17 protein-coding genes are annotated in these 22314 nt (G+C 47.4%); 7 read left to right on the top strand and 10 right to left on the bottom strand.

From position 1 onward, the window contains the following. Window positions 1-262: 262 nt before the first annotated feature. On the top strand, window positions 263-973 hold the full coding sequence (locus tag CMR00_06625; protein PIO48132.1) for a hypothetical protein: 711 nt from the start codon (window positions 263-265) through the stop codon (window positions 971-973). Between the two features lie 129 nt (window positions 974-1102). Here the strand turns inward: CMR00_06625 and glmM are convergent, their stop codons facing one another. The 6 genes from glmM to CMR00_06655 all read right to left on the bottom strand — a co-directional run bounded on the left by glmM (window position 1103) and on the right by CMR00_06655 (window position 9677). Continuing rightward, window positions 1103-2521, bottom strand: a complete 1419-nt coding sequence (glmM, locus tag CMR00_06630) for a phosphoglucosamine mutase (GenBank protein PIO48152.1) — start codon at window positions 2519-2521, stop codon at window positions 1103-1105. A 69-nt stretch (window positions 2522-2590) separates the two neighbouring features. Next, window positions 2591-3670 (bottom strand): hypothetical protein, encoded by a 1080-nt coding sequence (locus CMR00_06635; GenBank protein PIO48133.1) that lies wholly within the window; start codon window positions 3668-3670, stop codon window positions 2591-2593. Between the two features lie 174 nt (window positions 3671-3844). Next, a complete protein-coding gene (locus tag CMR00_06640; GenBank protein ID PIO48134.1) occupies window positions 3845-5308 on the bottom strand; it encodes a permease in 1464 nt (487 codons plus the stop codon). Next, window positions 5305-6591 carry a histidinol dehydrogenase gene (hisD, locus tag CMR00_06645; protein ID PIO48135.1) on the bottom strand — a complete coding sequence of 429 codons (1287 nt, stop codon included), beginning with the start codon at window positions 6589-6591 and terminating at the stop codon, window positions 5305-5307. Before hisD ends, CMR00_06640 begins: the two co-directional genes overlap by 4 nt. 16 nt (window positions 6592-6607) lie before the next feature. Further along, window positions 6608-7330 carry a hypothetical protein gene (locus tag CMR00_06650; GenBank protein PIO48136.1) on the bottom strand — a complete coding sequence of 241 codons (723 nt, stop codon included), beginning with the start codon at window positions 7328-7330 and terminating at the stop codon, window positions 6608-6610. Beyond that, window positions 7296-9677 carry a hypothetical protein gene (locus CMR00_06655; GenBank protein PIO48137.1) on the bottom strand — a complete coding sequence of 794 codons (2382 nt, stop codon included), beginning with the start codon at window positions 9675-9677 and terminating at the stop codon, window positions 7296-7298. The genes CMR00_06650 and CMR00_06655 overlap by 35 nt, the downstream gene beginning before the upstream one ends. Before the next feature lie 171 nt (window positions 9678-9848). Between CMR00_06655 and CMR00_06660 the strand changes: the two genes are divergently transcribed. Beyond that, window positions 9849-12455, top strand: a complete 2607-nt coding sequence (locus CMR00_06660) for a hypothetical protein (GenBank protein PIO48138.1) — start codon at window positions 9849-9851, stop codon at window positions 12453-12455. Here the strand turns inward: CMR00_06660 and CMR00_06665 are convergent. Both CMR00_06665 and CMR00_06670 read right to left on the bottom strand, forming a co-directional pair. Beyond that, window positions 12381-13202, bottom strand: a complete 822-nt coding sequence (locus CMR00_06665) for a hypothetical protein (GenBank protein PIO48139.1) — start codon at window positions 13200-13202, stop codon at window positions 12381-12383. The two genes, CMR00_06660 and CMR00_06665, sit on opposite strands and share 75 nt — an antisense overlap. Window positions 13203-13290: 88 nt before the next feature. Then, window positions 13291-14232, bottom strand: a complete 942-nt coding sequence (locus CMR00_06670) for a signal recognition particle-docking protein FtsY (protein ID PIO48153.1) — start codon at window positions 14230-14232, stop codon at window positions 13291-13293. A gap of 111 nt (window positions 14233-14343) precedes the next feature. Between CMR00_06670 and thiL the strand changes: the two genes are divergently transcribed. The 5 genes from thiL (at window position 14344) to CMR00_06695 (ending at window position 21530) form a co-directional block, all read left to right on the top strand. After that, entirely contained in the window at window positions 14344-15504 is a 1161-nt protein-coding gene (gene thiL, locus CMR00_06675) for a thiamine-phosphate kinase (GenBank protein PIO48140.1), read from the top strand. 139 nt (window positions 15505-15643) lie between these two features. Then, window positions 15644-17026 carry a propanediol utilization protein gene (locus tag CMR00_06680; GenBank protein ID PIO48141.1) on the top strand — a complete coding sequence of 461 codons (1383 nt, stop codon included), beginning with the start codon at window positions 15644-15646 and terminating at the stop codon, window positions 17024-17026. Window positions 17027-17104: 78 nt separating this feature from the next. Further along, window positions 17105-17995, top strand: coding sequence for a methylisocitrate lyase (gene prpB, locus CMR00_06685; GenBank protein ID PIO48142.1), 891 nt, complete (start codon window positions 17105-17107; stop codon window positions 17993-17995). A 249-nt stretch (window positions 17996-18244) separates the two neighbouring features. After that, window positions 18245-19378, top strand: a complete 1134-nt coding sequence (locus CMR00_06690; GenBank protein ID PIO48143.1) for a citrate synthase 3 — start codon at window positions 18245-18247, stop codon at window positions 19376-19378. A 112-nt stretch (window positions 19379-19490) separates the two neighbouring features. After that, window positions 19491-21530 carry a DNA ligase (NAD(+)) LigA gene (locus CMR00_06695; protein ID PIO48154.1) on the top strand — a complete coding sequence of 680 codons (2040 nt, stop codon included), beginning with the start codon at window positions 19491-19493 and terminating at the stop codon, window positions 21528-21530. Between the two features lie 12 nt (window positions 21531-21542). Here CMR00_06695 and CMR00_06700 read toward each other — a convergent pair whose 3' ends face one another. Next, entirely contained in the window at window positions 21543-22094 is a 552-nt protein-coding gene (locus CMR00_06700) for a hypothetical protein (GenBank protein PIO48144.1), read from the bottom strand. Then, on the bottom strand, window positions 22069-22308 hold the full coding sequence (locus CMR00_06705) for a hypothetical protein (protein ID PIO48145.1): 240 nt from the start codon (window positions 22306-22308) through the stop codon (window positions 22069-22071). The genes CMR00_06700 and CMR00_06705 overlap by 26 nt, the downstream gene beginning before the upstream one ends. Between the last annotated feature and the right edge of the window lie 6 nt (window positions 22309-22314).

The raw sequence follows: 22314 nt of genomic DNA on the forward strand, positions 1-22314 counted from the left end.
ATTGAGATTGAGATCAGAGTAGCGCTGCAAAAGTAGGAGATTTTGTGAGTTGCTAAAAATTAAGTTTTCGTAAAGTCTTTTTGTGCGATACTTCCTGCTCTGTAGTTGCTTGTACCTTGCCCAACCGTTATCCAGACTGTCTCTGGCTACTTTTTTGCTTTGCCTGTGCGGTTACCATTTGGTTACTCTGCTGTTGTATCTTACCAGCATGGCAAGCACCTGAAATCAGCCTGCTTAAACCTTGTATTCATCAAATAGGAATATGCACACACACCTTTTCATCGCTCTTTCTGCTGTAATTGTTCTTTATGAGACGCCACTTTATGCACAAACGGAGGTACCAGTGGAAATTGTCTCATACAGCCTGCGCGAATCCATTGGTGGCTCAGTCGTTGTGGTTGGCGAAGTGCGCAACACGCATCCCAATCCGCTTTGCTTTGTGCAAATAGACATTGAATACTTAGATGAAAAAGGCAATTCGCTTGGCGTTGATCGTTTTACTGCAAAAGATGCGGGGACCATGGCCGTTGACCAAGTGATGGCGTCACGCAGCGTTATTCCGCCTGGGGAGACTTCACCCTTTGAGCGCGTGCGCGACATGAGCAAAGTCAAAGGGAAGGTCCGTTCATGCAAACTGACAGCGAAAGGCTTGCGCTTGAAGGAATCCAACGCTATGGCCACGATTACAAATGTGAATACATCAACTGAAGGTGGCGGGTTTCGTATCACAGGCACATTCAGCGCTACGGGCAAAGCACCTTGTAAAAATCCTGTTGCTATTGCCGCAGGCTACGATCAAAATGGAAAGATTCAGGTTGTCTCTACCTTCTCACTGACAAACGATGGCACCTTTCGTGGTACCCCTCTGCGACAAGTGGATGCGGGCAAAAGCCAAGTGTTCAACTTCTTGCTCCGCAATGAAACTGGCACCGTGACCAGCGTAAAGGTCTTTCCATCTTTCGAGTGCGATTAAGCACAGCGACTGGCGTTTGTGCATCGCATTTTCCCGCACAGGCGTGCTGTATTTAGGTCTCCTTACTATGGCAATGCTGCTTGCTCCAAGTGCTGGGTGCAAGCAGTTTTGCTTTTATGTCAGATGTTTTCAGTGAGCAAGTTCAGTGGTTTCTTGCAGGGTTTTGATGCAGGCGGCAGCAAGTGCCTCTGCTTCGGCTTTGGTTCTGGCTTCAGCATAGATGCGTACAATCGGTTCAGTATTGGATTTGCGCAGATGTATCCACGCTGCATCAAATTCTAGCTTCACGCCATCTTCGGTGAGCACTTTCGCATTGGGGTATGCAGCTCTGAGTTTGGGCAAGGCATCATGCACTGTGGTGTGCTCCCACTTGAGTTTTCGCTTCACCATCTCATATTGTGGAAAGGTGCGCTTAAAATCGGAGAGTTTTTTCTCAGGATTGCGCTCTTGATAATCTGCGAAGGCTTGCAAAAAAAGTGTGATGCCAACCAGAGCATCTCTGCCGTAGTGCAAATCAGGCAAAATCACGCCGCCATTGCCCTCACCCCCGATGCTTGCCTTGACGCGCTTCATCACTTCAATGACATTGGCTTCACCGACCTTCGCACTATAGCACGGTACACCATGCTGCTGCGCCACATCGCGCAGGGCAAAACTGCTTGAGAGATTATTGACTACACTGCCTTTCTTATGCTTCAAATAAAAATCAGCACAAGCTACCAGCGTATATTCTTCACCAAAGAGTGAGCCATCTTCGCAGATAAAGCAAACGCGGTCGACATCGGGGTCGACCACAATGCCAATATCTGCGCCGTAGTATGCCGTCAGGCCTTGTGTTTCTACTAAGTTTTCTTCAATCGGCTCAGGGGGTCGGGGGAAGATGCCGCTGCCATTGCAAGCAATTCGGATGACCTCTGCGGCGCCTAACGCCTCGCACAGCTTTGGGATAATGTCTGAACCAGCGCCATTTACCGCATCGACCAAGATTTTGTATTGCCGCGCTCTGATTTTTGCCCTATCTATCACAGGCAGCGATAGCGTTTTTTGAATATGCACATCGGCATAATGTGGGTTAGAGACCGCCATTCCAAACTTGTTCCATGACGCCGAGACAAACTTTCGGCTTGCCACGATTCGTTTGAGCTCTTCGCCTTGTGCTGCGCTGAGAAATTCACCAAGGTGATTGAGTAGCTTAAGGGCATTCCACTCGAGCGGATTGTGCGAAGCCGAGACAATGATACCACCATTGGCATGTTCTTCTAAGACGGCGATTTCCACAGTCGGTGTTGTCGCTACACCCAGATTTACTACTGCGCAGCCTGATTGAACCAATATCGATTCCACAAAATTCAAAATGGCTTGACCGGTCGGACGAGTGTCGCGCCCAATGACCACTTTTGGCACACCGACATCTAAATTGATGCGCCCTCCGCTTTTTTGTTCGTAGAGCCACGTGGCAAAACCCTGCACATAAGAGAGCAGAACGTCTGGTGTCAGACTTTCTCCTACAATGCCACGAATTCCCGATATGCTCACCATTAGGCTCATTGTCAAGCGTCTTTCTATGCAAACAAAAAAGGCAAGTCTTTGCTCGACTTGCCTTTCTTGACTGCGGTTCTAATTTACACCTCTTGCTTTTCTAACCTGACGCGCTCTCTCACGTGTTTGTTTTACATCTTGCATGGTGCCCGTTGCACGCAGTTCAATACGACGGTTTTTTGCACGACCTTCCTCCGTGTCGTTATCAGCAATTGGTTCGGATTCACCTGCCCCTCTGACGGACATGCGGCGTGCCGCTATACCCTGCTTAATGAGGTAGGTACGCACAGCACCAGCACGACGCAGTGACAAGATCTGATTTGCTCTCTTACGGCGTGCTTCAAATTGTGCTACACGACGCTCATAGGCTTTGTCCGTTTCTCTCTTGCCTTTCGGTGCCAATCGTCCACCGCCCGTGTTATCGGTATGACCAGAAATTTCAATGAGCAGGTTTGACTTTTGCTTGAGCAGTTGGACAACTTCAGTTAGTTTTGATTCTTCTGCACGCGGAATTACAGCGCTCCCTGTCGGGAAATTGATAGAGATAGCAATCTTATCGCCTACTGTAAAGTCCGTTACATCGACTGAAGTATTGGCACTTGCTTTACCACCTCTACCAAACGCTGTGATACTGTAGTTCAGAGTGCCCTTGGTTTTTCCAACGACTTCATACGTTCCCTTCGGTTGGAAAAGCCCAATCAGGGTGTTTCCTTCACGAATTTCTACATACTCTGCATTTTTGGCGTCCCATGATAATATGGACTTTTCATCAGCTTTGATGCTGGTTGGATTAGCTGAGAAGACCACGGTAGGTGCTGGCGGCGGTGGTGTTACAGTTACACTAATTGGCATTTCCGTTACCATGCCTTCTTTAACAGCTCTAATCGTGTAAGTTGTGGTTGCACTTGGCTGAAGTGTCTTTGAGCCTTCAGCTTCCACGATTCCAATTTCACTAATTTCTACAGTATCGGCATCTTCAACAGCCCAAGAAATGGTTGTCGATTTACCCTCCTCAATGATGTTGTGTTTTGCTTCGAACAGTTTGATCACGGGTCTTGGTGGCGCAACAGGGGCGGAACTGCATGCAGCACATCCTGAGACGATGGCACTTAGCACCGCTGACCAAAGAATAAGTGAAAGGAGTTTGCTGTGACTCATGTTGGTTTTGTGCTTTTGATATTAACGGAGATGTGAAAACTGGTGTTTGGTTTTAGTTACTCAAAAGTTGCTTGTGCGACTGCATTATAACACCGTGTTGCAAATATAGACGATTTTGTTTGACTATTCAAAAACCGCCATACCTCTCAAGTTTTTCAATTCTAAGTCAGTAAGTCAAAGTTTTTTTGGCCATTTCAAGAAAGTTACACCTGAAGCTCGCATGAGCAAGAAGAGACCTATCAAAAGAATCACCGCATTGCCTGACCACATTGCGACAGCTGGGGAGAGCAGTCGTCTATCGGCTAATTTTTCACCACCAATAAGAAATATCCAATATAGCAAAAAAAAGATAAGTGACAGTCCTGCACCTACACCAAATCCCCCGCGCTTTGTGAGCACCCCAAGTGGCACACCTACGAGCACAAAGAAAAAACAGGCAAACGGCAACGCATATTTTTTGTGCACTTCTACCATATAAGTGCTCACTGCGTTTTGCTGATTGTCTATCGTATAAAGATTGCCAGAGGTCGCAGTCATTTGATTGCGCAGTGTTGTAATAGCATAGTCAAGACTGGCTTCACGGCGTGCTCCTTCCACGCGGCGAATGTATCCAATTGAATCGAGTGTCATTGGCATAGCAGGCGTTTGTGCCAGCACAGCAAATAGCGAATCGATTTCAGGACTCAATAGGTCAGGTTCGGAAGACTGCTGAATCTGAATTTGACTCAGTGTATCTTGTCGTAGCCTTGAGTGAGGTAATACGAGTTCTTGTATGTGAGCGAAGAGTGCCTTCTGGTAATTCTTTTCTGCAGAAGCTATTTGCAACAAGAGACTATCGCAGATTGCCAGCATATCACTGGCTGAGAGTTCACGGTCGCCGCGCGAGACTGTGCTTTCATCAGAACGCTCGAAGCCATAGCCTGTTGCATCGAAGAGTATACGATGGGCATAAAAGCTGACACGGCGATAACTCTGGCGTGTGTCGCGGTCGATGTCATGCATTTCACCTTGATAGAGTATCATCAAAAGATGATTGCCATCGCTGCTAAATTCCATTTCTGCTGAATCGGCGGTAATGATCGCTGTGGTATTCGGTTGTGAATAGTCGTAAATCGTTACGCCATAGAGTTTTGATGTGGTATCGACTGTTTTTCTTGCGAGAATAGAGTAGCCATAAATCATATCGGAGAAGACATTGTCTTTGAGTGCAAAGGCAGGCTTCTGACGCGAAATATCCATCATCAGGACTTTTGCGCGATGATTGGCTTCGGGCAAGACCACGTTACCGAACCGTTCGGCAAGGTAGGTTAAAATCAATCCTGCGCTCAGCACTGGCAAGAGTATGCGCCCGAGCGAAATTCCACCTGCGCGTATTGCCGTCATCTCAAGCGTACTGGTAAGGTTGCCGAAGGTCATCAGCGTTGCCACTAGCGATGCCATTGGGGCAGCCAGCACGACCATCCATGCCATTTGTAGCACCACCAGTTCCGTAATCGTTGCAATCGAAAGTCCTTTGCCTACCAATCGATCCAGTGTGCGTGTCAGGAATTGCACCGTGAAGACGAAAATCACCGTAGAAAATGCAAAGATAAAGGGCGGAATGTGCTGCTTTAAGATGTATTTCGTCAGAATTTTCATCGCTTCGCTGAAAGTCTAATTCGTATCGCTTCGGCGTGTGCGTCCAATTCTTCGGCATCGGCAAAAGCTGCAATATCTTTACCGGTTTTCATCAAACGCGTCTTGGAATATTGAATAATAGAGGTGCGTTTGAGAAAATCTCGTGTGGAGAGCGCAGAGAAAAAGCGGGCGGTGCCACTTGTCGGCAAAGTATGGTTAGGTCCTGCAAAATAATCGCCGACTGGCTCGCTCGAGTACTCACCCAAGAAAATTGCACCAGCATGTTTGAGCTTAGGCATCAGTTCCCATGGACTTGCAGTTTGCACTTCCAAGTGCTCAGGTGCAAGCAGATTGGCAACTTCGCAGGCTTCATCCAAATTTTTGACCAGGATAATTGCAGCGTGCCGCTCTATGGCCGATTGAATGATCGCCTTACGCTTCATTTTGGATAGTCTCACCATCGCTTCCTTCTGCACCTGATCGGCTAATGCTTGCGATGGTGTAATGAGCACGGCAGAGGCGTCTTCATCATGCTCGGCTTGTGAAAAAAGGTCCAGAGTAATGAACGCCGGCTTAGCACTCTCATCGGCAATAATAGCTATTTCCGATGGTCCTGCTATCGAGTCAATTGAGACTTCACCGAAGACCAGACGCTTTGCAATTGCTACATATTTATTTCCTGGACCTGTGATTTTGTCGACTTTCGGGATGCTTTGTGTGCCAAAGGCAAATGCTGCAATTGCATGCGCTCCGCCGAGCTTGAACACCTGCTTTAGACCGACTACACTAGCTGCTGCTGCAATGTATGGATGCACCGTTTGCGACTTTCCCACAGGTGAAGTCAGATAAATCTCGCTCACACCTGCAACTTTTGCTGGAATGACATTCATCAAGACTGATGAGGGATAGACGGCTTTACCTCCGGGCACATAGCAGAGCGCCCGTTCAATTGGCGTGATTTTTTGACCAATAATTACCCCATCACCATCATCGTAGAAAAAACTCTTCTCCAGTTCGTGCTCGTGAAAATGCAAAATGTTTTTAGCTGCCTTCTCCAAAATTTTGATGAGTGATTTTGGGACACTTTTTAGCGCCTGATTGAGCTCTTTTGCTGTAGCTTGGAAAGACTTGAGCTCGACACCGTCGAATTGCTTTACAAAACGCCGTACTGCACTATCGCCCTCTGTTTTGACTGCAACAAGAATTTCTTTGACGCGCTGTTCGGCATCGCTCTCGAGAGCACTGCGCCTTGCAAGCAATGCTTGCAGCGACTGGGGTGAATGATAATGAATTAGAGAAAACACGTGCTCGATTTATGGCTTAAGGTTCTATTGTGATAGATAGCGCTGGCAATTTTTGCAACGATTCCAGAGCATCGATACCGCTTTGACCGCAGAATTCGACTTTTTGCAACTTACCACGAAAGTATTTCAGACGCCCGATGCCCACTTGCGTTTCTACAACTAATGTCCCCATGATTTTTTGAAACACCATGCTTGCCATAGCTTGCGAGAGTGAGGTGTACTGACTTTTCTTCACAGGTTTAGATGCTGGGGCAAACACACTGTTGTCTTCTTTAGAGCTACCTGACGCAAGAGCTCCCAGTTGTGCCGTCGCAGTGCGCCCACCGTTTTGCTCTTCTGTCCGACTGGTCTGCACTTGTTCCAGCAAGCCAGTGTATTGCTTGACAAGGTTTTTGAGCGACTCTACATTGATGGGTTTCAAAAGGTAGGCACTTGCGCCAAGCGAGAGTGCTTCCATCATGGTTTCTTTTTGATCAAGACTGCTGATAATGACTGTTAGCGGCAGTGTGATTTGTGGCATTTGCTCCACAGCGCGCAGCAACTCCACACCTGACATTTTTGGCATTGAGATGTCGAGCAGAACAAGGTCGTAGTATTGCTCAGAAATTTTTCTCAGTCCTACATACCCATCGGATGCATGCTCTATCTTTAAGTTAAATCTTGACAGGGCTGCAGCATAGTACTGAAACTGTGCAGGGTCATCATCAATTACAAGAAGCGCCGGTTGCGTTGAAGTCATGATGTGTTTGTTCAGATGAATTTGGAGTTTTTCCTTCTGTACTGTAAGCAGGCAGTGCTATAAAAAACGTGGTGCCTCTACCTTCACCTTCTGACTCTGCCCACACTTTGCCGTCGTGAAGTTCCACAAGTTGCTTGACAATTGAAAGCCCTAATCCCGTCGAGCTTTCTCCAGCTGTTGGGCGCGCTGAGAGTTTTTGAAATTTAGTAAAAAGTTTGGGGATCTCATCTGCTGCGATACCCGGTCCTTCATCGCGCACCATAACTTCAATGACATCACTGAGGTTTAATTGTTCTGGCCAGTCGGTTCTACGTCGCCAATGACTTTGTCCTAGAGGGATTTTCTGCACTGTCACAAAGATTCTCTTGTTTGGCGGCGAATACTTGATTGCATTTGAAATCAGGTTTTCCAACACTTCCATGAAGCGCTTGCTATCGACCATGGCATAACACTCAGGCTGTGCGTCACAGTAAATCGTTTGTCCTTTTTTTTCAGCGTTTACTCGATTAAACTCTACCACCAGGGCGGCAAGCGAGCTAATGTTAGTTGGCGCAAGCTGCAGTTCGAGCTTGCCTGCTTGCGCTGCGCTGCTTTCTAGAAGTTCTTGGATCAGCAAGAGCATCTTGCGCGCCGCATCCTCAATTTGCATTGCAAACTTACCTACGCCTTCTTTTTCTTTCATTAATTGTGCAAATCCAATGATGACCTGAAGTGGATTTTTGAGGTCGTGTGCGGCAATGGTCAGCAGTTCCGTTTTGAATGCACTGGCTTCTTCGGCAATTTTGCGCTGCTCGGCAAGCTCATCACGCTGACGCTCCATTATAGCAAGCGCTTCAGAGAGTTTGCGATTGGCTTCCATCGCACGTTCGTGCTCTCTTTCGGCTTCATCATGTTTTTCCGCCAATTTTTGCAGGGCTTGCTCGAGTGCGCGATTGGCTTTTTCTAATTCTCTGCGCTCAATGTATAAATCAGCTTGCACAAGTTCTGCTTCAGTGCGCAGTTGAGCTTGCACATGTGCCATTCGTTCATAGACTTCTGCGCGTTTCTTTTCATTTTCGGCTTCTGCTTTACGACGACGCATCAAGACAAAAAATAATGCGGCGGCTATCACACTGACCACCACGCTAAATCCAGCTAAGAGTGAAATCGCAAAGCGCAGTTGCACTTCACGTTCTTTTTCTTCTTTTAGCACTTTCAGTGCCTCATCTTTGCGCTTGCTTTCGAATTCTTCTTCAAGGTAGGCAATGTTGCGTTCACGTTCTTCCGACAAGATTGAATCGCGCAACAAAAGGTACTGCCCCTGAAAAGCAACCGCTTGCTTAAAGTCGCCTTTTGCTAAAGCAATATCTGTAAGCACACGGTAGGCTTCACTCTCCTCTTTCTTTGCTTTGATACGCAGCGCCGCATCTATGGCAAAAGAAGTGTTCTTGAGGGCTTGCTTATATTCACCTAGTGCAAGGTATGCTTCTCCTAGGCGTATGTGTGTTGCCGCAATGTATCGAGTCTGTCCAAGTTTTTCATAGAGTGAGCACGCTTTTGCATAATGCGTCAGTGCCTGACGTGCTAAGCGTCTTTTCATGTCTACATCACCAAGTGTGTTTAGTGCTGCGGCTTTGTAAAACGCATCGCCAATTGAATCTGCCAGCGCTAACGCTGCCCACGCATGCCGCATAGCTTCATCTAGCTGATATTGTTTTAACATCGTCATTGCCAGTCCATTGTGGATCGAAGCTAATCCCGGCTTGTAATTCAACTTCTCGCATATTTTCAGTGCGCTCTGTTGATGGTAGAGTGCGCGGTCATATTTCATTTGGCTACTGTATATCTCACCAATGTGGTTGTGCGACCAGCTTATATCCTGCTCATTGCCCAAAGAATTGCGAATCTGCAAGGCTTTGTAGTGAAAAGAAAGTGCTGCATCAGGAACACCGAGATCGTTATAGATGTTGCCCAAACTGTGATAGCACCAAGCCACTTTGCTAAGGTCGCCCAGCGATTGCCAAATCTGCAGCGCCGTCTGGCGTATTGTTAGTGCCGTATCGTATTTTGCTTGTCGCTCATATGCATAACCTATCGCATCTAAGGCTTCCGCTTCGGCGTGCGGGTCTTTTCTGTCAACGGCGTACTGCCTAAGCACGTCGGCATAAAAGGCTACACTGTCGATGTTGCTACGCCAGTAGTGGCGAATCTGTTCAAGCACACTATCTTTTGGAAAGTTATTGAATGTAGATAATTGCAACGCTGACACAGGTGCAGAGTTTACCCGTGCCCCCTGTTTTTCAGAGAGTATGAGTAGTGCAAGCAGCAGAGGTATGATCAAGACAAACAAACTCTTTGAGATGAGCACGAAACGACTGCTAATTTTTAGTTAGTTCTAGTTCGTAGCATTACAGATCTACAGAAAGTTACCGATTTTTTGCTGCGAGCACAACGAAGATTACTTTTCTCGAAAAATTCCTTAGTTTCTTGCACTTTTTGATACCGAAATGCTGACTTTCAGCAACAACAACAAATAACTATGATGATGCAAAAACCGTTACCCTTGTCGCTCTTTGCGATTGTCATTTTTTTCTTTTCTCCTTTGCTTGCTTTTGCACAACCGGCAACCCTTACAGGGACGGTCAAAGACGCCTCTACGGGCGAAGCACTTATCGGTGCCAGCGTGCTTGTTCAAGGCACACGCTTCGGTGCAAGTGTGAAAGCAAACGGCACGTTTGAGATTTCAGGTATTGCTGCAGGAACATACAAAGTTATTGCTCGTTATGTTGGGTATCAACCACAAATACTTGAAGTTACTCTCTCTGAAGGGGGCACAGCACAGCTGGATTTCAAGTTACGCGAATCAGTGCGTGTGATCGATGAAGTCGTAGTTACAGCTTCAAAAGGTCGAGCAGAGAAAAAACTGGATGCGCCTGTTACGATTGAGACCGCGGACATTCAAGCCATGCGTCAAAGTGCAAGTCCCTCACCGTTGGGCGCAGTTGCTAAACTCAAAGGTATTGACTTTGTTGAACGCGGTATCAACACGGTCGACATTACTTCGCGTGGGCTTAACACGCAGTTCAACACGCGCATGCTGACGCTCATTGATGGTCGGCTTGCCACGTTGCCTGGTCTTGGCTTGCCGCAATTTATGCTTGCGCCGAATCCTGCCAGTGATTTAGCTGCTGTTGAAATTGTCGTCGGTCCTGCCGCCGCACTCTACGGTCCAAACGCTCATGCTGGCGTTGTCAATATGCTCACCAAAAATCCTTTTGACTACGCCGGCGTTGACCTTACCGTGCGCGGCGGCACACAATCACTCTACGACATTAACTTGCGCTATGCTGATTATGCTGGCAACTTTGGTTGGAAAATCACAGGTCAATGGATGGACGCCAATCAATTTGAGAGTGGCAACATCTTTATGTTTGTTCCACCTGCCTACATTGGTCAAAACCAAACCCTGCTTAACCCTGAGACCCCCACTGGGCTACGCATTTCACGCGCGACACTCGATAACTTCTTTGACTTAGGCTACGCTTACCGTGAAACCGAAGTCTCTGCAATGCGAGCCGGACTGCGCAAACTTGATGGCGGGCTCTATTACCGTACGGATGATGTCAATCTGCGTTTTATGGCTGGCTTTTCTTCTTCCACCGGGTTTGTCGGCAGCAACTTCGGGGTGCTCGAAGCCAATGACTACCAGATTCAGTATCAAAGTTTGCAGGGCAATGGTGCATTTGGCAAACTCGGCTGGTTCTTTCAAGTTACACGCACGGCAAACGATGCAGGCAAGTCCTTTCAGCTGCACGACCGTGCTGAATGGTTTGCACGCGAAGCCATTCGCCTGCGCTCCCTGCCCGGCGGCGCAACGCTCACACGCGATCAGCTGCTTGCACAAGTGCGGCGCGACTTCATTGACTCGGCTTCAGCCACAATCGACCAATCTCAACTCTGGGATTCAGAACTGCAACTGCGATACGACATCGAAGGCTTTGAGCTCGTTGGCGGCTTTCAGTATCGCTTCTACAATCCCAAAGGCAGTTATCTCTCCAATAACCCCAACCTTGTGCTTGCCAATGTCTCCAACTTTCTCTCGATTGATATTACTGCAACAGAAATCGGCGGCTACCTGCAAGTCGACCGCCGCTTCTTTGACAACAAATTGCGCGTGACACTTGCCGCCCGTCTTGACGACCACACCTACTATGATCCGCAGTTCAGCCCGAAACTGAGTCTTGGCTACGAAATCGTGGAAAATCAAAACCTGCGTGCTGGTTTCAACCGTGCTTTCAAAGTGCCTGTAATTTTGGAAAATCATCTTTTCCTCTTCAACGGCGCAGCACGCGGCAATGTAGGCGGATACACCGTGCGTGATGGTGCTCCCGATGCACAAGGCAATCCAACTGGCAATATCGTTGCTGTCTATAATCCCCTTCGCCCAGAAGAAGTCAATACCTTTGAGTTCGGCTATAAAGGACTCTTTGAGCGCAAACTCTTTATTGATTTCGTAGCGTATTACTCACGCTACACCAACTTTATTAGTCCTGCATTCCAAATCTCAGATGGCGTACGCACCTTTGCATACGATAACCGTACCAATCGCCGTGTGGGCGTGCTCGAAGATGCACAAGGTCGCCCACTCTTTCCTGGTATTGCTGGTCAACTTACCACTTACTTTAATTATGGTGCCGCCGTCATCACAGGCTTCGACTTAGGCGCTTCATATTACTTTACAGATGATCTCTTGCTTGAAGGCAGCATCTCGTACATGACCCTCTCTAATGCTGAAAATCCATTTGAAGCGCAAGGCATTCCGCTCCTGCTTAACGCGCCAAACTGGAAATTCAAAGGCACCGTGACACTACGCAATCAATTAGCACCGGGAACGTTCCTCGTCTTGCATGCACGTCATATTCCAAGCTACACTTTCCGCGCCGGTCGCTGGAATGGCGTCCTCAACGATCGCACGGTTGTCGACCTCACGGTGGGCTATGAGTGGAAAGATGTTGGGGTTACAATTCAAGGCAGCGTCAATAACCTTCTAGACAATCAAACACCTGATGTGCTAGGCTCGCCAATTATGCGTCGATTCTTTTCTGTCCAAGCCTCTTACGCTATTGGCAGCTTTCTCAATCGATAGAGCGCAACTTTTGCCTCTTGCGCGCCATTTTGATTTTACAGTAATTGAGCATAGAGCGACTTTCATTCGGGAGTCGCTCTTATTTTTAGTCGTGTAGTCAATGATATTGACGCCCTCAGCGATTTTCCTAGTCTCGTAGCGCGTCACAGTTGCAAGTGCATTAATACGCTCTGTAATACGCTTAATGGTCTCATCAAAACGGCGCACTTCTTCTGGTGTGGCACGGTTTTGCTCCAATTTTGAGCGGATAAAAAGCATGGTTTGCAAGCCATTGAAGACGATATCGGTTACGGTTGTCATCGTATCGCGCAAGGCTTGCAGTTGCGATTCTTCCCGCACTTTCTCCAGCAGGTTTGAACTGCTCAGCCAAGACAGATCAGAAATTGGGGTTACGGTTGCCACTTTATAGCGTTTGCCTGTCTTTGAGATAAGTCGTTCAGCCGTTACATACACCTGCATTTCTGTCCCATCTTTTCGCTGTACGCGCCAGAGAGCACTGCTTTCTGGATTGCCGGCAATAAATGCATCGTGCAACTGCACTGCTTTCTGACGCAGAGGCTCTGGCACGAGCATTGTAAAGTGCTTACCAATCAATTCTTCCTTTTCATAGCCATAAATTTTGCAGTAACTTGTATTGACCGAGACAAAATTACCCTGCTCATCTGTGATGCAAAACCCTACTTTCGCTGATTCATAAATTAAAGTGAGCAGTTGCTCGCTGTCGTGTAACAGTTCATCCAGAGGCATAGTCAGAGTTTGCAAGGTTAAAATGTCTTATGGTAAGTCTCGTTCTTGCTATGTACAAAGCCTTCGACGACGCCAGACGTTTGTTATGTTACTCAAACAGGGCTTCTGTGAATTTTTGTCGGTCAAAAATTTGCAGGTCGTCGATCTGCTCGCCGACACCAATATACTTGACGGGAATGCTAAGTTCATTAGAAATTGCAATGACAACGCCACCTTTTGCTGTACCATCGAGTTTGGTCAGAATAAGCCCTGTTACATCGACAGCCTTCAAAAACTCTTTGGCTTGATTGATGGCATTTTGCCCTGTTGAGCTATCGAGTACAAGCAAGACTTCATCGGGCGCGGTTGGCAACTTTTTTTTCATCACGCGCTTAATTTTTGCAAGCTCTTCCATCAGGTGGGTTTTGTTATGCAAGCGTCCTGCTGTATCGACGAGTACAATATCGATTTTCTTTGCGATAGCAGAACTTAGCGCATCAAAGACTACCGCACTGGGATCGACACCCTGTCCGTGTGCTACAATTGGCACGCCAGCACGTTCTGCCCAAATTTCAAGTTGCTCTGTGGCAGCTGCCCGAAATGTGTCAGCGGCAGCAATCAGGACGGTTTTACCGGCTTTTTTGTAGTTGTATGCCATCTTGCCAATGCTGGTGGTTTTGCCCACACCATTGACCCCGACAATCATAATCACATAGGGTGAATGTGGCAAGGCAGCTTCAAAGTCAACCAGCGTGGTCGTGCGAGCATCGAGCATCATTTTCTGAATTTCATCGCGCACCATTTTCTGCAATTCGTCCTCATTCATATAGCGCTCTTTCTTGGCACGCGCTGAAATCGCTTCCACGATTTTGAGTGTGGTTTGCACACCCACATCTGCCGCGATGAGAATTTGCTCTAACTCTTCTAAAAATTCGTCATCAATCTTGGTTTTGCCTTTGACTAAGCGTGAGATCTTGCTGGTGAGATTCTCACGCGTTTTCTTCAGCCCTTCTTTGAGACGCGAAATCTTGAAGGCATCAAAAAAGCCCATTGATTTGTTTACTGGTTTTGAGATTCCTTTTTCAATTTCAAACAACCTGATACATTACAGCGCTTTAATGACTTTTGCATATTTTGGTCTAATATAAACTTTCCTTGCGCAATGTCATTTACACGCGTTTCCGAAATCGGTGAGTTTGGCTTAATTGACAAGCTCTATCAAATCGTTCAGCCCACCGAGCAACAGCTTGCCACACTCAAAAAAGGTATTGGTGATGATTGCGCCGTAATTGATTTACAAAACGGTAAATATCAAGTCCTCTCTACCGATTTGCTTTTAGAGCATATTCATTTTGATCTGCTCACCACACCGCTTGAACACTTGGGTGCAAAAGCTATCAGTGTCAATGTCTCTGACATCTGCGCCATGAATGCGCGTCCACTTTATGCCACCGTCTCCGTTGCGCTTTCCGAAAAAATTTCTGTCGAGATGATGACGTCACTCTACTCGGGCATCAAGAAAGCTGCTGAACAATACCGTATTGCGATTGTCGGCGGCGATACCTCTGCCTCAACCGCTGGATTGGTGATTTCAGTAACCGTTGTCGGCGAAGTGGAAGCCGAACATCTGGTTTATCGCAGTGGAGCAGCTGTCGGTGACTTGATTTGCGTCACCGGTGATGTCGGTCGCTCTTACGCTGGTCTCAAAGTCTTGATGCGCGAGCGACAATTGATGCTTGAGCTTTTTGCTGAAAATCCCGATATGGACCGCGATAGCTACAAACCAGATTTCTCCGAGTATCAAAGCGCTATTGAGAAACATCTTCTACCAAAAGCACGGCTCGATATCATCAAACTCTTTGCCGAAAAGCATCTTGTCCCTACTGCCATGATTGATATCTCCGATGGCTTAGGCTCTGAAATTAAGCATATTTGTCAAGCCTCTGGCACTGGCGCCCTACTTGAAGAAAATCGCATTCCGATTCTTTCAGAAGTGCGTGAGATTGCCAGCGAATTTGAAGATGACGCTTTGACTTATGCGCTCTTCGGCGGCGAAGACTATGAACTCTGCTTTACAATTCGCCCAAGCGATTTTCCTAAAATTGAAAGCGTAAAAGATATTAGTGTTATTGGTCGTGTGCAGCCTAAGGCGTTTGGAGTCAAACTGCGCGATATGTATGGCTACGAAGAAGATCTCTCGCAATACTCTGGCTTTGAGCACTTTGCAAAACCTCAATCAAAAGATACGGTGGCAGACTCAACGCATGAGCATCAGCACGATCATGATGACGAAGAAGATGTCTGGGGTGAAGCAAAATCATAGCTTTTATATCGTCCTGACCTGACACTGTTGCACTGCGTTTTTCTTGGACATCAACGCTTGCAGTTTTGCCCCGAATTTTTCGTGCAAAGTTTTTTATTTTTACTGGTACTGCTTCATAACCCTTTTAGCAAAAAAATCTATGTCAGACCATTATAGCAAACTTTTTGCCTCCTACACCGATGCCATCACTTACGAGAAACTTCCGAAAGAGACTATTCATGAAGTCAAGCGGCGCATTCTTGATAGTTTTGGCACAGCCATGAGTGCAATGGGCGAGGATACGCCGAAAGCGGTGCGCAATTATGCCTATGATTTTGCTCTTGCGCCTGGACAGCGTGGTGGGACACTTTGGGGCACAGCAACCAAAACCCCACCTGAAATCGCTGGTTTCGTCAATGGCGTTGGTGTGCGCTACCTTGATTTTAACGACACCTATCTTTCCAAAGAGCCGCTACACCCGTCGGATATGATTGGGGCGCTCATGGCTCTGGCTGAGTGGAACGGCAACTCAACAACCGACCTTATCACAGCACTCGCAATTGCTTATGAAATTCCAATAAACCTCTGCGATGCTGCAAGCTTGCGCAAGAACCGCTGGGATCATGTCAATTACATTGCTATTGGCACAGCGTGTGGCGCAGCCAAACTCTTAGGCTTGAAAGGCGAAGCCATTGAGCATGCTATCTCTATTGCCATTGTGCCACATGCTTCAATGCGTCAGACGCGTGCAGGTGAACTTTCTATGTGGAAAGGTGCTGCTGCTGCAAACTCAGCACGCAATGGCGTCTTCGGTGCCCTGCTTGCCGCAAAAGGCGTAACAGGACCTTATCAACCTTTCGATGGGGAAATGGGCTTCTTTCGTCAATTGCTCAATGGCGAAAAGTTCGATGACAAATTTCTTGCAGGCATGCAAAAAGGTGAGCCACCTCGTCGCATCATGGATACTTACATCAAATTCTGGCCCGTCGAATACCATGCGCAAAGTGCTGTCGATGCCGCTCTGAAATTGCACAAGCAAATGAATGGCGCAAAACTTAAATCCTTGCACATCGACACCTTCAAAGCCTCTTACGAAATTATCGCCAAAGACCCTGAAAAGTGGGAGCCGAAAACACGTGAAACCGCAGACCATTCCATTCAATACATCACACTTGTGGCGCTAATGGATGGCAAGATTACGAAAGAGTCGTTCTCACATGAGCGCATCTTTGACCCAACTACGCGCAAGATGCTCAAGGAAAATGTTACGCTTGCTGAAGACCCGAAACTTACGGAAGGATATCCTTTCGGTATTCCGAACCGCATTACTGTAACGACAGACGCAGGTCAGACACTCTCTTTGGAAGTAAGTTTTCCACGCGGGCATGCACAAAATCCCATGACGGACGATGAAGTGGTCGAAAAACTTACGTCCAACACAGAGTATTGCTGGACGCCAGCACAACGTCAGCGCGTTGTCGACATGGTCTTCAATTATGAAAAACACACGGTCTCAGAGGTTGTCGAGGCAATTCGCATTTGAGTTTGATTCATTGCTCGGATGTGCCAAACTTTCTAAATGTCTTGGCACGCTATTTTACCATATCACTCTTTGTTGTGTATGACTTGGCTTGTTCGTGAGTTTTCATCTCTTTCTGCTGGTGCCCGTCTTAGTGCGCGCTTGCAGCAAGGCGGCATTATTAAAGCCCCAGGTGTTTTCAACGCTTTGGTCGGACTTTGTGCGCAGAAAGTTGGTTTTGACGCCGCATATTTTTCTGGGGCAGCGTTCTCAGCCTCCATGGGATTGCCTGACTTAGGGCTTTTTACTTTGTCAGAACTTGCAGACGCTGTGCGCCCGATTACCCGCGCCACTGACCTTCCACTTATTGTCGATGTGGATACTGGCTTTGGTGAAGCACTCAATGTGATGCGCACAGTCAGAGAACTTGAAGATGCTGGGGCTGCCGCGGTGCAAATCGAAGACCAAGTGATGCCGAAAAAGTGCGGTCATTTAGACGGCAAGGAAATCATTCGTGCCGAGGAGATGATGGAGAAAATTCGTGCAGCAAAATCTGTTCGCAAAGAGATGCTTATTGTCGCACGCACCGACGCTAAAGCCATTGCTGGCATGAGCGAAATGATTCGTCGCGCAAACCTTTATGTGGAAGCTGGTGCAGACATCATCTTCCCCGAAGCCTTGCAAAGTGAAGATGAATTCAAACTTGCTGCAAAAGAAATTCACGCGCCACTGCTTGCTAATATGACCGAGTTTGGTAAAACACCTTACTTTACTGCGCAGCAGTTCGAAGACTGGGGCTATAAAATCGTGATCTATCCTGTAACTGCCCTGCGCGTTGCCATGAAAGCAATCGAAGGCGTCTTTACGGAACTTTTGGAACAGGGAACACAAGAAAAATGGTTAGAGAGCATGCAGACGCGCAAAGACCTCTACGCGCTCATTCGCTACCATGACTACGAATCGGCGGATAGCGCGCTGGTAAATCGGCAGTAACGCATCGCTAACATTAGACGGATAGCATCAGGCAGAGTTCTCCTCAGCGACCTGCATTTGGACAGTCGTTGCACTCTACAGGTAGATGCCGTCCAGTTCGCAGTCACTTAGACTTTGCATTGCCAGAATACTTACCCCAACGTTAAAGTGTATCACGATTTGGTTTGTGTAGAAATTGTCAATTAGCTTTTGCATTGGCAAGTACAGCTTTGATTAGAAGTCTATCAACAACTAAAAACCTGAACTTGTATGAGTGAGCAATTTGTCCCCGGCTTGGAAAATGTCCCTGCGGTAAAAACCAAAGTCTCCGCACTGGATGTCGTCAAAGAAAAAATTATTATTCGTGGCTACGATCTCATTGAGCTAGCACAATCGGTATCGTACCTCGATGTGGCGCATTTGCTTATTTATGAGCATTTACCGAGTGCTAGTGAAGCCAGTGCCTTTGCTGAAAGCATGCGCTATAAAATGCACATTCCCGATGAAATGTATGAGCTCTTCAAAGCCTTACCTAAAGGCATGGATGCAATGGATTTGCTGCGCACTGGACTATCCATTCTTTCCGGCTACGAAGATCATGCGCTACTCAACGACAACTCCAAAGCCGCAAACATTCAGAAGGGGGTTTCTATCCTTGCAAAAGCTCCAACGATTATGGTCAATGCTTATCGTGCGAATCGAGATTTGCCTATTGTCAAACCTGATGTCTCGTTGTCGTTTTCTGAAAACTTCCTCTACATGATTCAAGGCACGAAGCCTGATGCCGAGACAGCCAAAATGTTTGACCTAATTCTCACCTGCTACATTGACCACGAACTTCCTAACTCCACTTTCACGGCGCGTGTGATTGCCTCGACGCTTTCGGATATGTATGGCGCGATTGTTGGCGCCGTTGCTTCACTCAAAGGTCCACTTCACGGCGGCGCTAACGAAGCCTGTGTGCACATGATACTCGAGGTTTTGGAAAACGGCGGCTCTGCCAAAGCTGAAGAAATCATTATGGCTAAACTGGCGCGCAAAGACAAAATCATGGGCTTCGGGCATCGCGTCTACATGAAAAAGTATGATCCGCGCGCGCTGCTGCTTCGCGACTATGTGCCTAAACTTGTCGGTCGGCACAAAGACGGTGAAGAACTCTACAAAATCCACCAAACGATTGAAAAAGTCATGGCGCGCGAAAAAGGCATTTATCCTAATGCAGATTATCCCATCGGACTGATGTTTTATTTGCTTGGCATTCCGATTGACCTCTATACGCCGATCTTTTTCTGCTCACGCATCGCTGGGCTTGTTGCACACATTACGGAACAGCACGCAGACAACCGCCTGATTCGACCGCGCGCACTCTATGAGGGCGCCTCCGATTTGCACCCGCCCAAGTAAGGCAGAAGCACTGACGCAGGGTAGCACTACAACTCCCACGGTTGTATGTGATGTTTTTCTTGTCTCTTCTATCTTTGTGCTCTTTCTGATTTCAATGCACTTGCGTCAGATTATGACTAAAGCCGAAGCAGAAAAAGAACTTCAAGCACTGCGCGCTGAAATTGAGCGGCACAACTACCACTATTATGTGCTTGCTTCGCCACTTATTTCTGATTTTGAATTCGACCAATTGATGTCGCGCCTGCTTGCACTCGAGCGCGACTTTCCCGACCTTGTCACACCTGACAGTCCCTCGCAGCGCGTCGGTGGCAGCATCACCAAAGCGTTTCCCATCGTTACGCATCAGCGGCGCATGCTCTCGCTCTCGAACACCTACTCTCTGCAAGAACTGCGAGAGTTCTATGAGCGCGTAGAGAAAAGTTTAGCACAGGAGGGGATCGCAAAGTTTGAGATGGCAGCAGAACTCAAATACGATGGGGTTGCAGTCAGCTTAATCTATCGCAACGGGCTCTTTGTGCAAGGTGCTACACGTGGCGATGGCATTACAGGCGATGACATTACAGCTAATCTTAAAACCATTCGCACCATTCCTTTGCGTTTGCGTTCAGCATCGTTTTCTGCACTTATGCTGGATTTGCTCTCGAGCGAACTTGAAGTGCGCGGCGAAGTTTTGATGCTCAAACAAGATTTTGAAAAACTCAATGCTCTGCGTGCCGAAGCTGATGAACCGCTCTTTGCTAATCCACGCAATGCGACTGCAGGCACATTGAAGCAGCAAGATAGCCGTGAAGTAGCTAAACGCCCTCTCACCTTCATTGCCTATCAACTCGATAGTGAGGCACTTGCTGATAGCCTCACGCACCTTGAACGGCTCGACTTGCTCAAAGCCCTTGGTTTTTACCTTGGCTACGGTGCACACCTGTGCCAATCGCTTGCCGACATTCAAGCCTTTCTTGAAGAGTGGGAAGAAAAACGCGATACATTACCGTTTGAAATCGATGGCGCCGTACTCAAACTCAATGACATGCGTCAACGCGCCATTCTTGGCGAGACCATGAAGTCACCACGCTGGGCAATTGCTTACAAATTCTCTGCACGCCAAGCTGAAACAAAGTTGTTAGGTGTTACTTTTCAAGTTGGCAGAACTGGCGCCATTACTCCCGTCGCTGAATTGCAACCAATCAAACTTGCAGGCTCTACAATTTCTCGCTCGACCTTACACAACCTCGATGAAATCAAACGCTTGGACTTGCATCTTGGTGATAGCGTTGTGCTTGAAAAATCCGGTGATGTGATTCCAAAGGTCGTACGCGCTCTGCCTGAAAAACGTGCTGCAGATGCAGTTCCTATTCTTGCTCCTACGCACTGTCCTGAATGTGGCACTGAACTTGTTCAGCCCGCTAATGAAGTTGGGCTATATTGTCCAAACGAAGAGCATTGTCCTGCGCAAATTCGTGGTCGAATTTTGCACTATGCCTCACGCAATGCCATGGATATTGAAAACTTAGGTGAAGCGGTCGTGCGGCAATTGCTCACAGCAGGCTTGATCGAAGATGTTGGCGACCTATACTCGCTGGAAAAATCCGCACTGCTGAAACTTGAACGCTTTGCTGAGAAGTCTGCGCAAAATCTTCTGGATGCCATTGAAAAAAGCAAGTCGCGCAGTTTTGACCGTCTCATCTTTGGCTTGGGTATTCGACATGTTGGACTTGCCACAGCACGCGCACTTGCCGCACGCTTTCCATCTATCCATGCTCTGCAACAGGCGTCTCTTGAAGAACTGCAGTCTACAGAAGATGTCGGCAGTGTGATTGCAGAAAGCATTTATACTTTCTTTCGCAAACCGCGCACTGCCACGCTCATTGAGAAACTTGCACGCGCTGGTGTTACGCTTCAGAGTGCCCCAAGCCAAATCATTCAAAATGAACGCATTAAAGGCAAGACTTTTGTCTTCACTGGCACACTCTCAAAACTCAAACGCGATGAAGCAAAAGAACTTGTGCTCACGCGCGGTGGAAAGGTCTCAAGCTCGGTAAGTAAGCAGACGGATTATGTTGTAGCCGGCAGTGAGGCGGGCTCAAAACTTGACAAAGCGCTTGCACTTGGGGTCAAGGTTCTTAACGAAGATGAATTTATGGCAATGATTCAGTAAGATGCTTTTCCATCAGCGCTCATCGCTTTGCAATTGCTCTTTGAGCGCTTCAATTTGTTTGAGATGCGTCTCCACATGGTCAGCATAAAGCTTTACGAGTTCCGTCAGCGTCATTTTTCCGAGCTTAGGATGCACGCCCGTCTTCTCGAACGCCTCACTTGGTAAAGATTTCAGCAAAGCGGTTGCATGTTTGCGCACGGTTTTGAAGACTTGCAGAGCAGTTTGTTCGTCATTGCTGTTGTAGGTATATCGCTCTGCTAGTGCATCTTGGTCGTAGGTGACAAGGGTTGGTGGGGCATCTTTTGACGCTGAGACAATTTGGTGCATGCGCGCCACGCCCACAATCTCCGAATCTGCAAGATGACAGACGATTTCGCGAATTGACCATTTTTTTGGATTGGGCTTCCATTTGAGTTTAGCTTCAGAGAGCCGTTCAATTGCCATTTCAATTTTGCTTGGTCCTTTGGCGTATCGCTCTATCTCGTTTTTGTATGAGGTTGCGCTTGCTGGTGCAGGCGTTGATGATTCAAAAGGGTTTTTAATTGTTGCCATAGTATGTGCCATTCGTATTCGGTGGATTGAGTGCGCTGCGCAATTCTTTGACTTGCCAAAGTGCAAGTAGCCCGAAGAACACTCCTGCTGCGCCTTGCAACAGGAAGTAGCCACTTTGCTCGACACGCTGCAGTTCAGCGATTATCAAGGCAAAATTTGCGCCTGAAAGAAATGCAGAAAAAAAGAGCAACCAAGGTGTGCCCTTGGATGGTTTTGAGACAATCATTTTTTG

Origin of the sequence: [Chlorobium] sp. 445 (assembly GCA_002763895.1) — a bacterium.
In the GTDB taxonomy this organism is placed as follows: domain Bacteria; phylum Bacteroidota; class Chlorobiia; order Chlorobiales; family Thermochlorobacteraceae; genus Thermochlorobacter.

Coding starts and splice junctions, on each gene's coding strand:
- CMR00_06625 (PIO48132.1), top strand. CDS start 263: ATGCACACACACCTTTTCATCGCTCTTTCTGCTGTAATTGTTCTTTAT.
- glmM (PIO48152.1), bottom strand. CDS start 2,521: ATGAGCCTAATGGTGAGCATATCGGGAATTCGTGGCATTGTAGGAGAA.
- CMR00_06635 (PIO48133.1), bottom strand. CDS start 3,670: ATGAGTCACAGCAAACTCCTTTCACTTATTCTTTGGTCAGCGGTGCTA.
- CMR00_06640 (PIO48134.1), bottom strand. CDS start 5,308: ATGAAAATTCTGACGAAATACATCTTAAAGCAGCACATTCCGCCCTTT.
- CMR00_06650 (PIO48136.1), bottom strand. CDS start 7,330: ATGACTTCAACGCAACCGGCGCTTCTTGTAATTGATGATGACCCTGCA.
- CMR00_06660 (PIO48138.1), top strand. CDS start 9,849: ATGATGATGCAAAAACCGTTACCCTTGTCGCTCTTTGCGATTGTCATT.
- CMR00_06665 (PIO48139.1), bottom strand. CDS start 13,202: ATGCCTCTGGATGAACTGTTACACGACAGCGAGCAACTGCTCACTTTA.
- CMR00_06670 (PIO48153.1), bottom strand. CDS start 14,232: ATGGGCTTTTTTGATGCCTTCAAGATTTCGCGTCTCAAAGAAGGGCTG.
- thiL (PIO48140.1), top strand. CDS start 14,344: ATGTCATTTACACGCGTTTCCGAAATCGGTGAGTTTGGCTTAATTGAC.
- CMR00_06680 (PIO48141.1), top strand. CDS start 15,644: ATGTCAGACCATTATAGCAAACTTTTTGCCTCCTACACCGATGCCATC.
- prpB (PIO48142.1), top strand. CDS start 17,105: ATGACTTGGCTTGTTCGTGAGTTTTCATCTCTTTCTGCTGGTGCCCGT.
- CMR00_06690 (PIO48143.1), top strand. CDS start 18,245: ATGAGTGAGCAATTTGTCCCCGGCTTGGAAAATGTCCCTGCGGTAAAA.
- CMR00_06695 (PIO48154.1), top strand. CDS start 19,491: ATGACTAAAGCCGAAGCAGAAAAAGAACTTCAAGCACTGCGCGCTGAA.
- CMR00_06700 (PIO48144.1), bottom strand. CDS start 22,094: ATGGCACATACTATGGCAACAATTAAAAACCCTTTTGAATCATCAACG.
- CMR00_06705 (PIO48145.1), bottom strand. CDS start 22,308: ATGATTGTCTCAAAACCATCCAAGGGCACACCTTGGTTGCTCTTTTTT.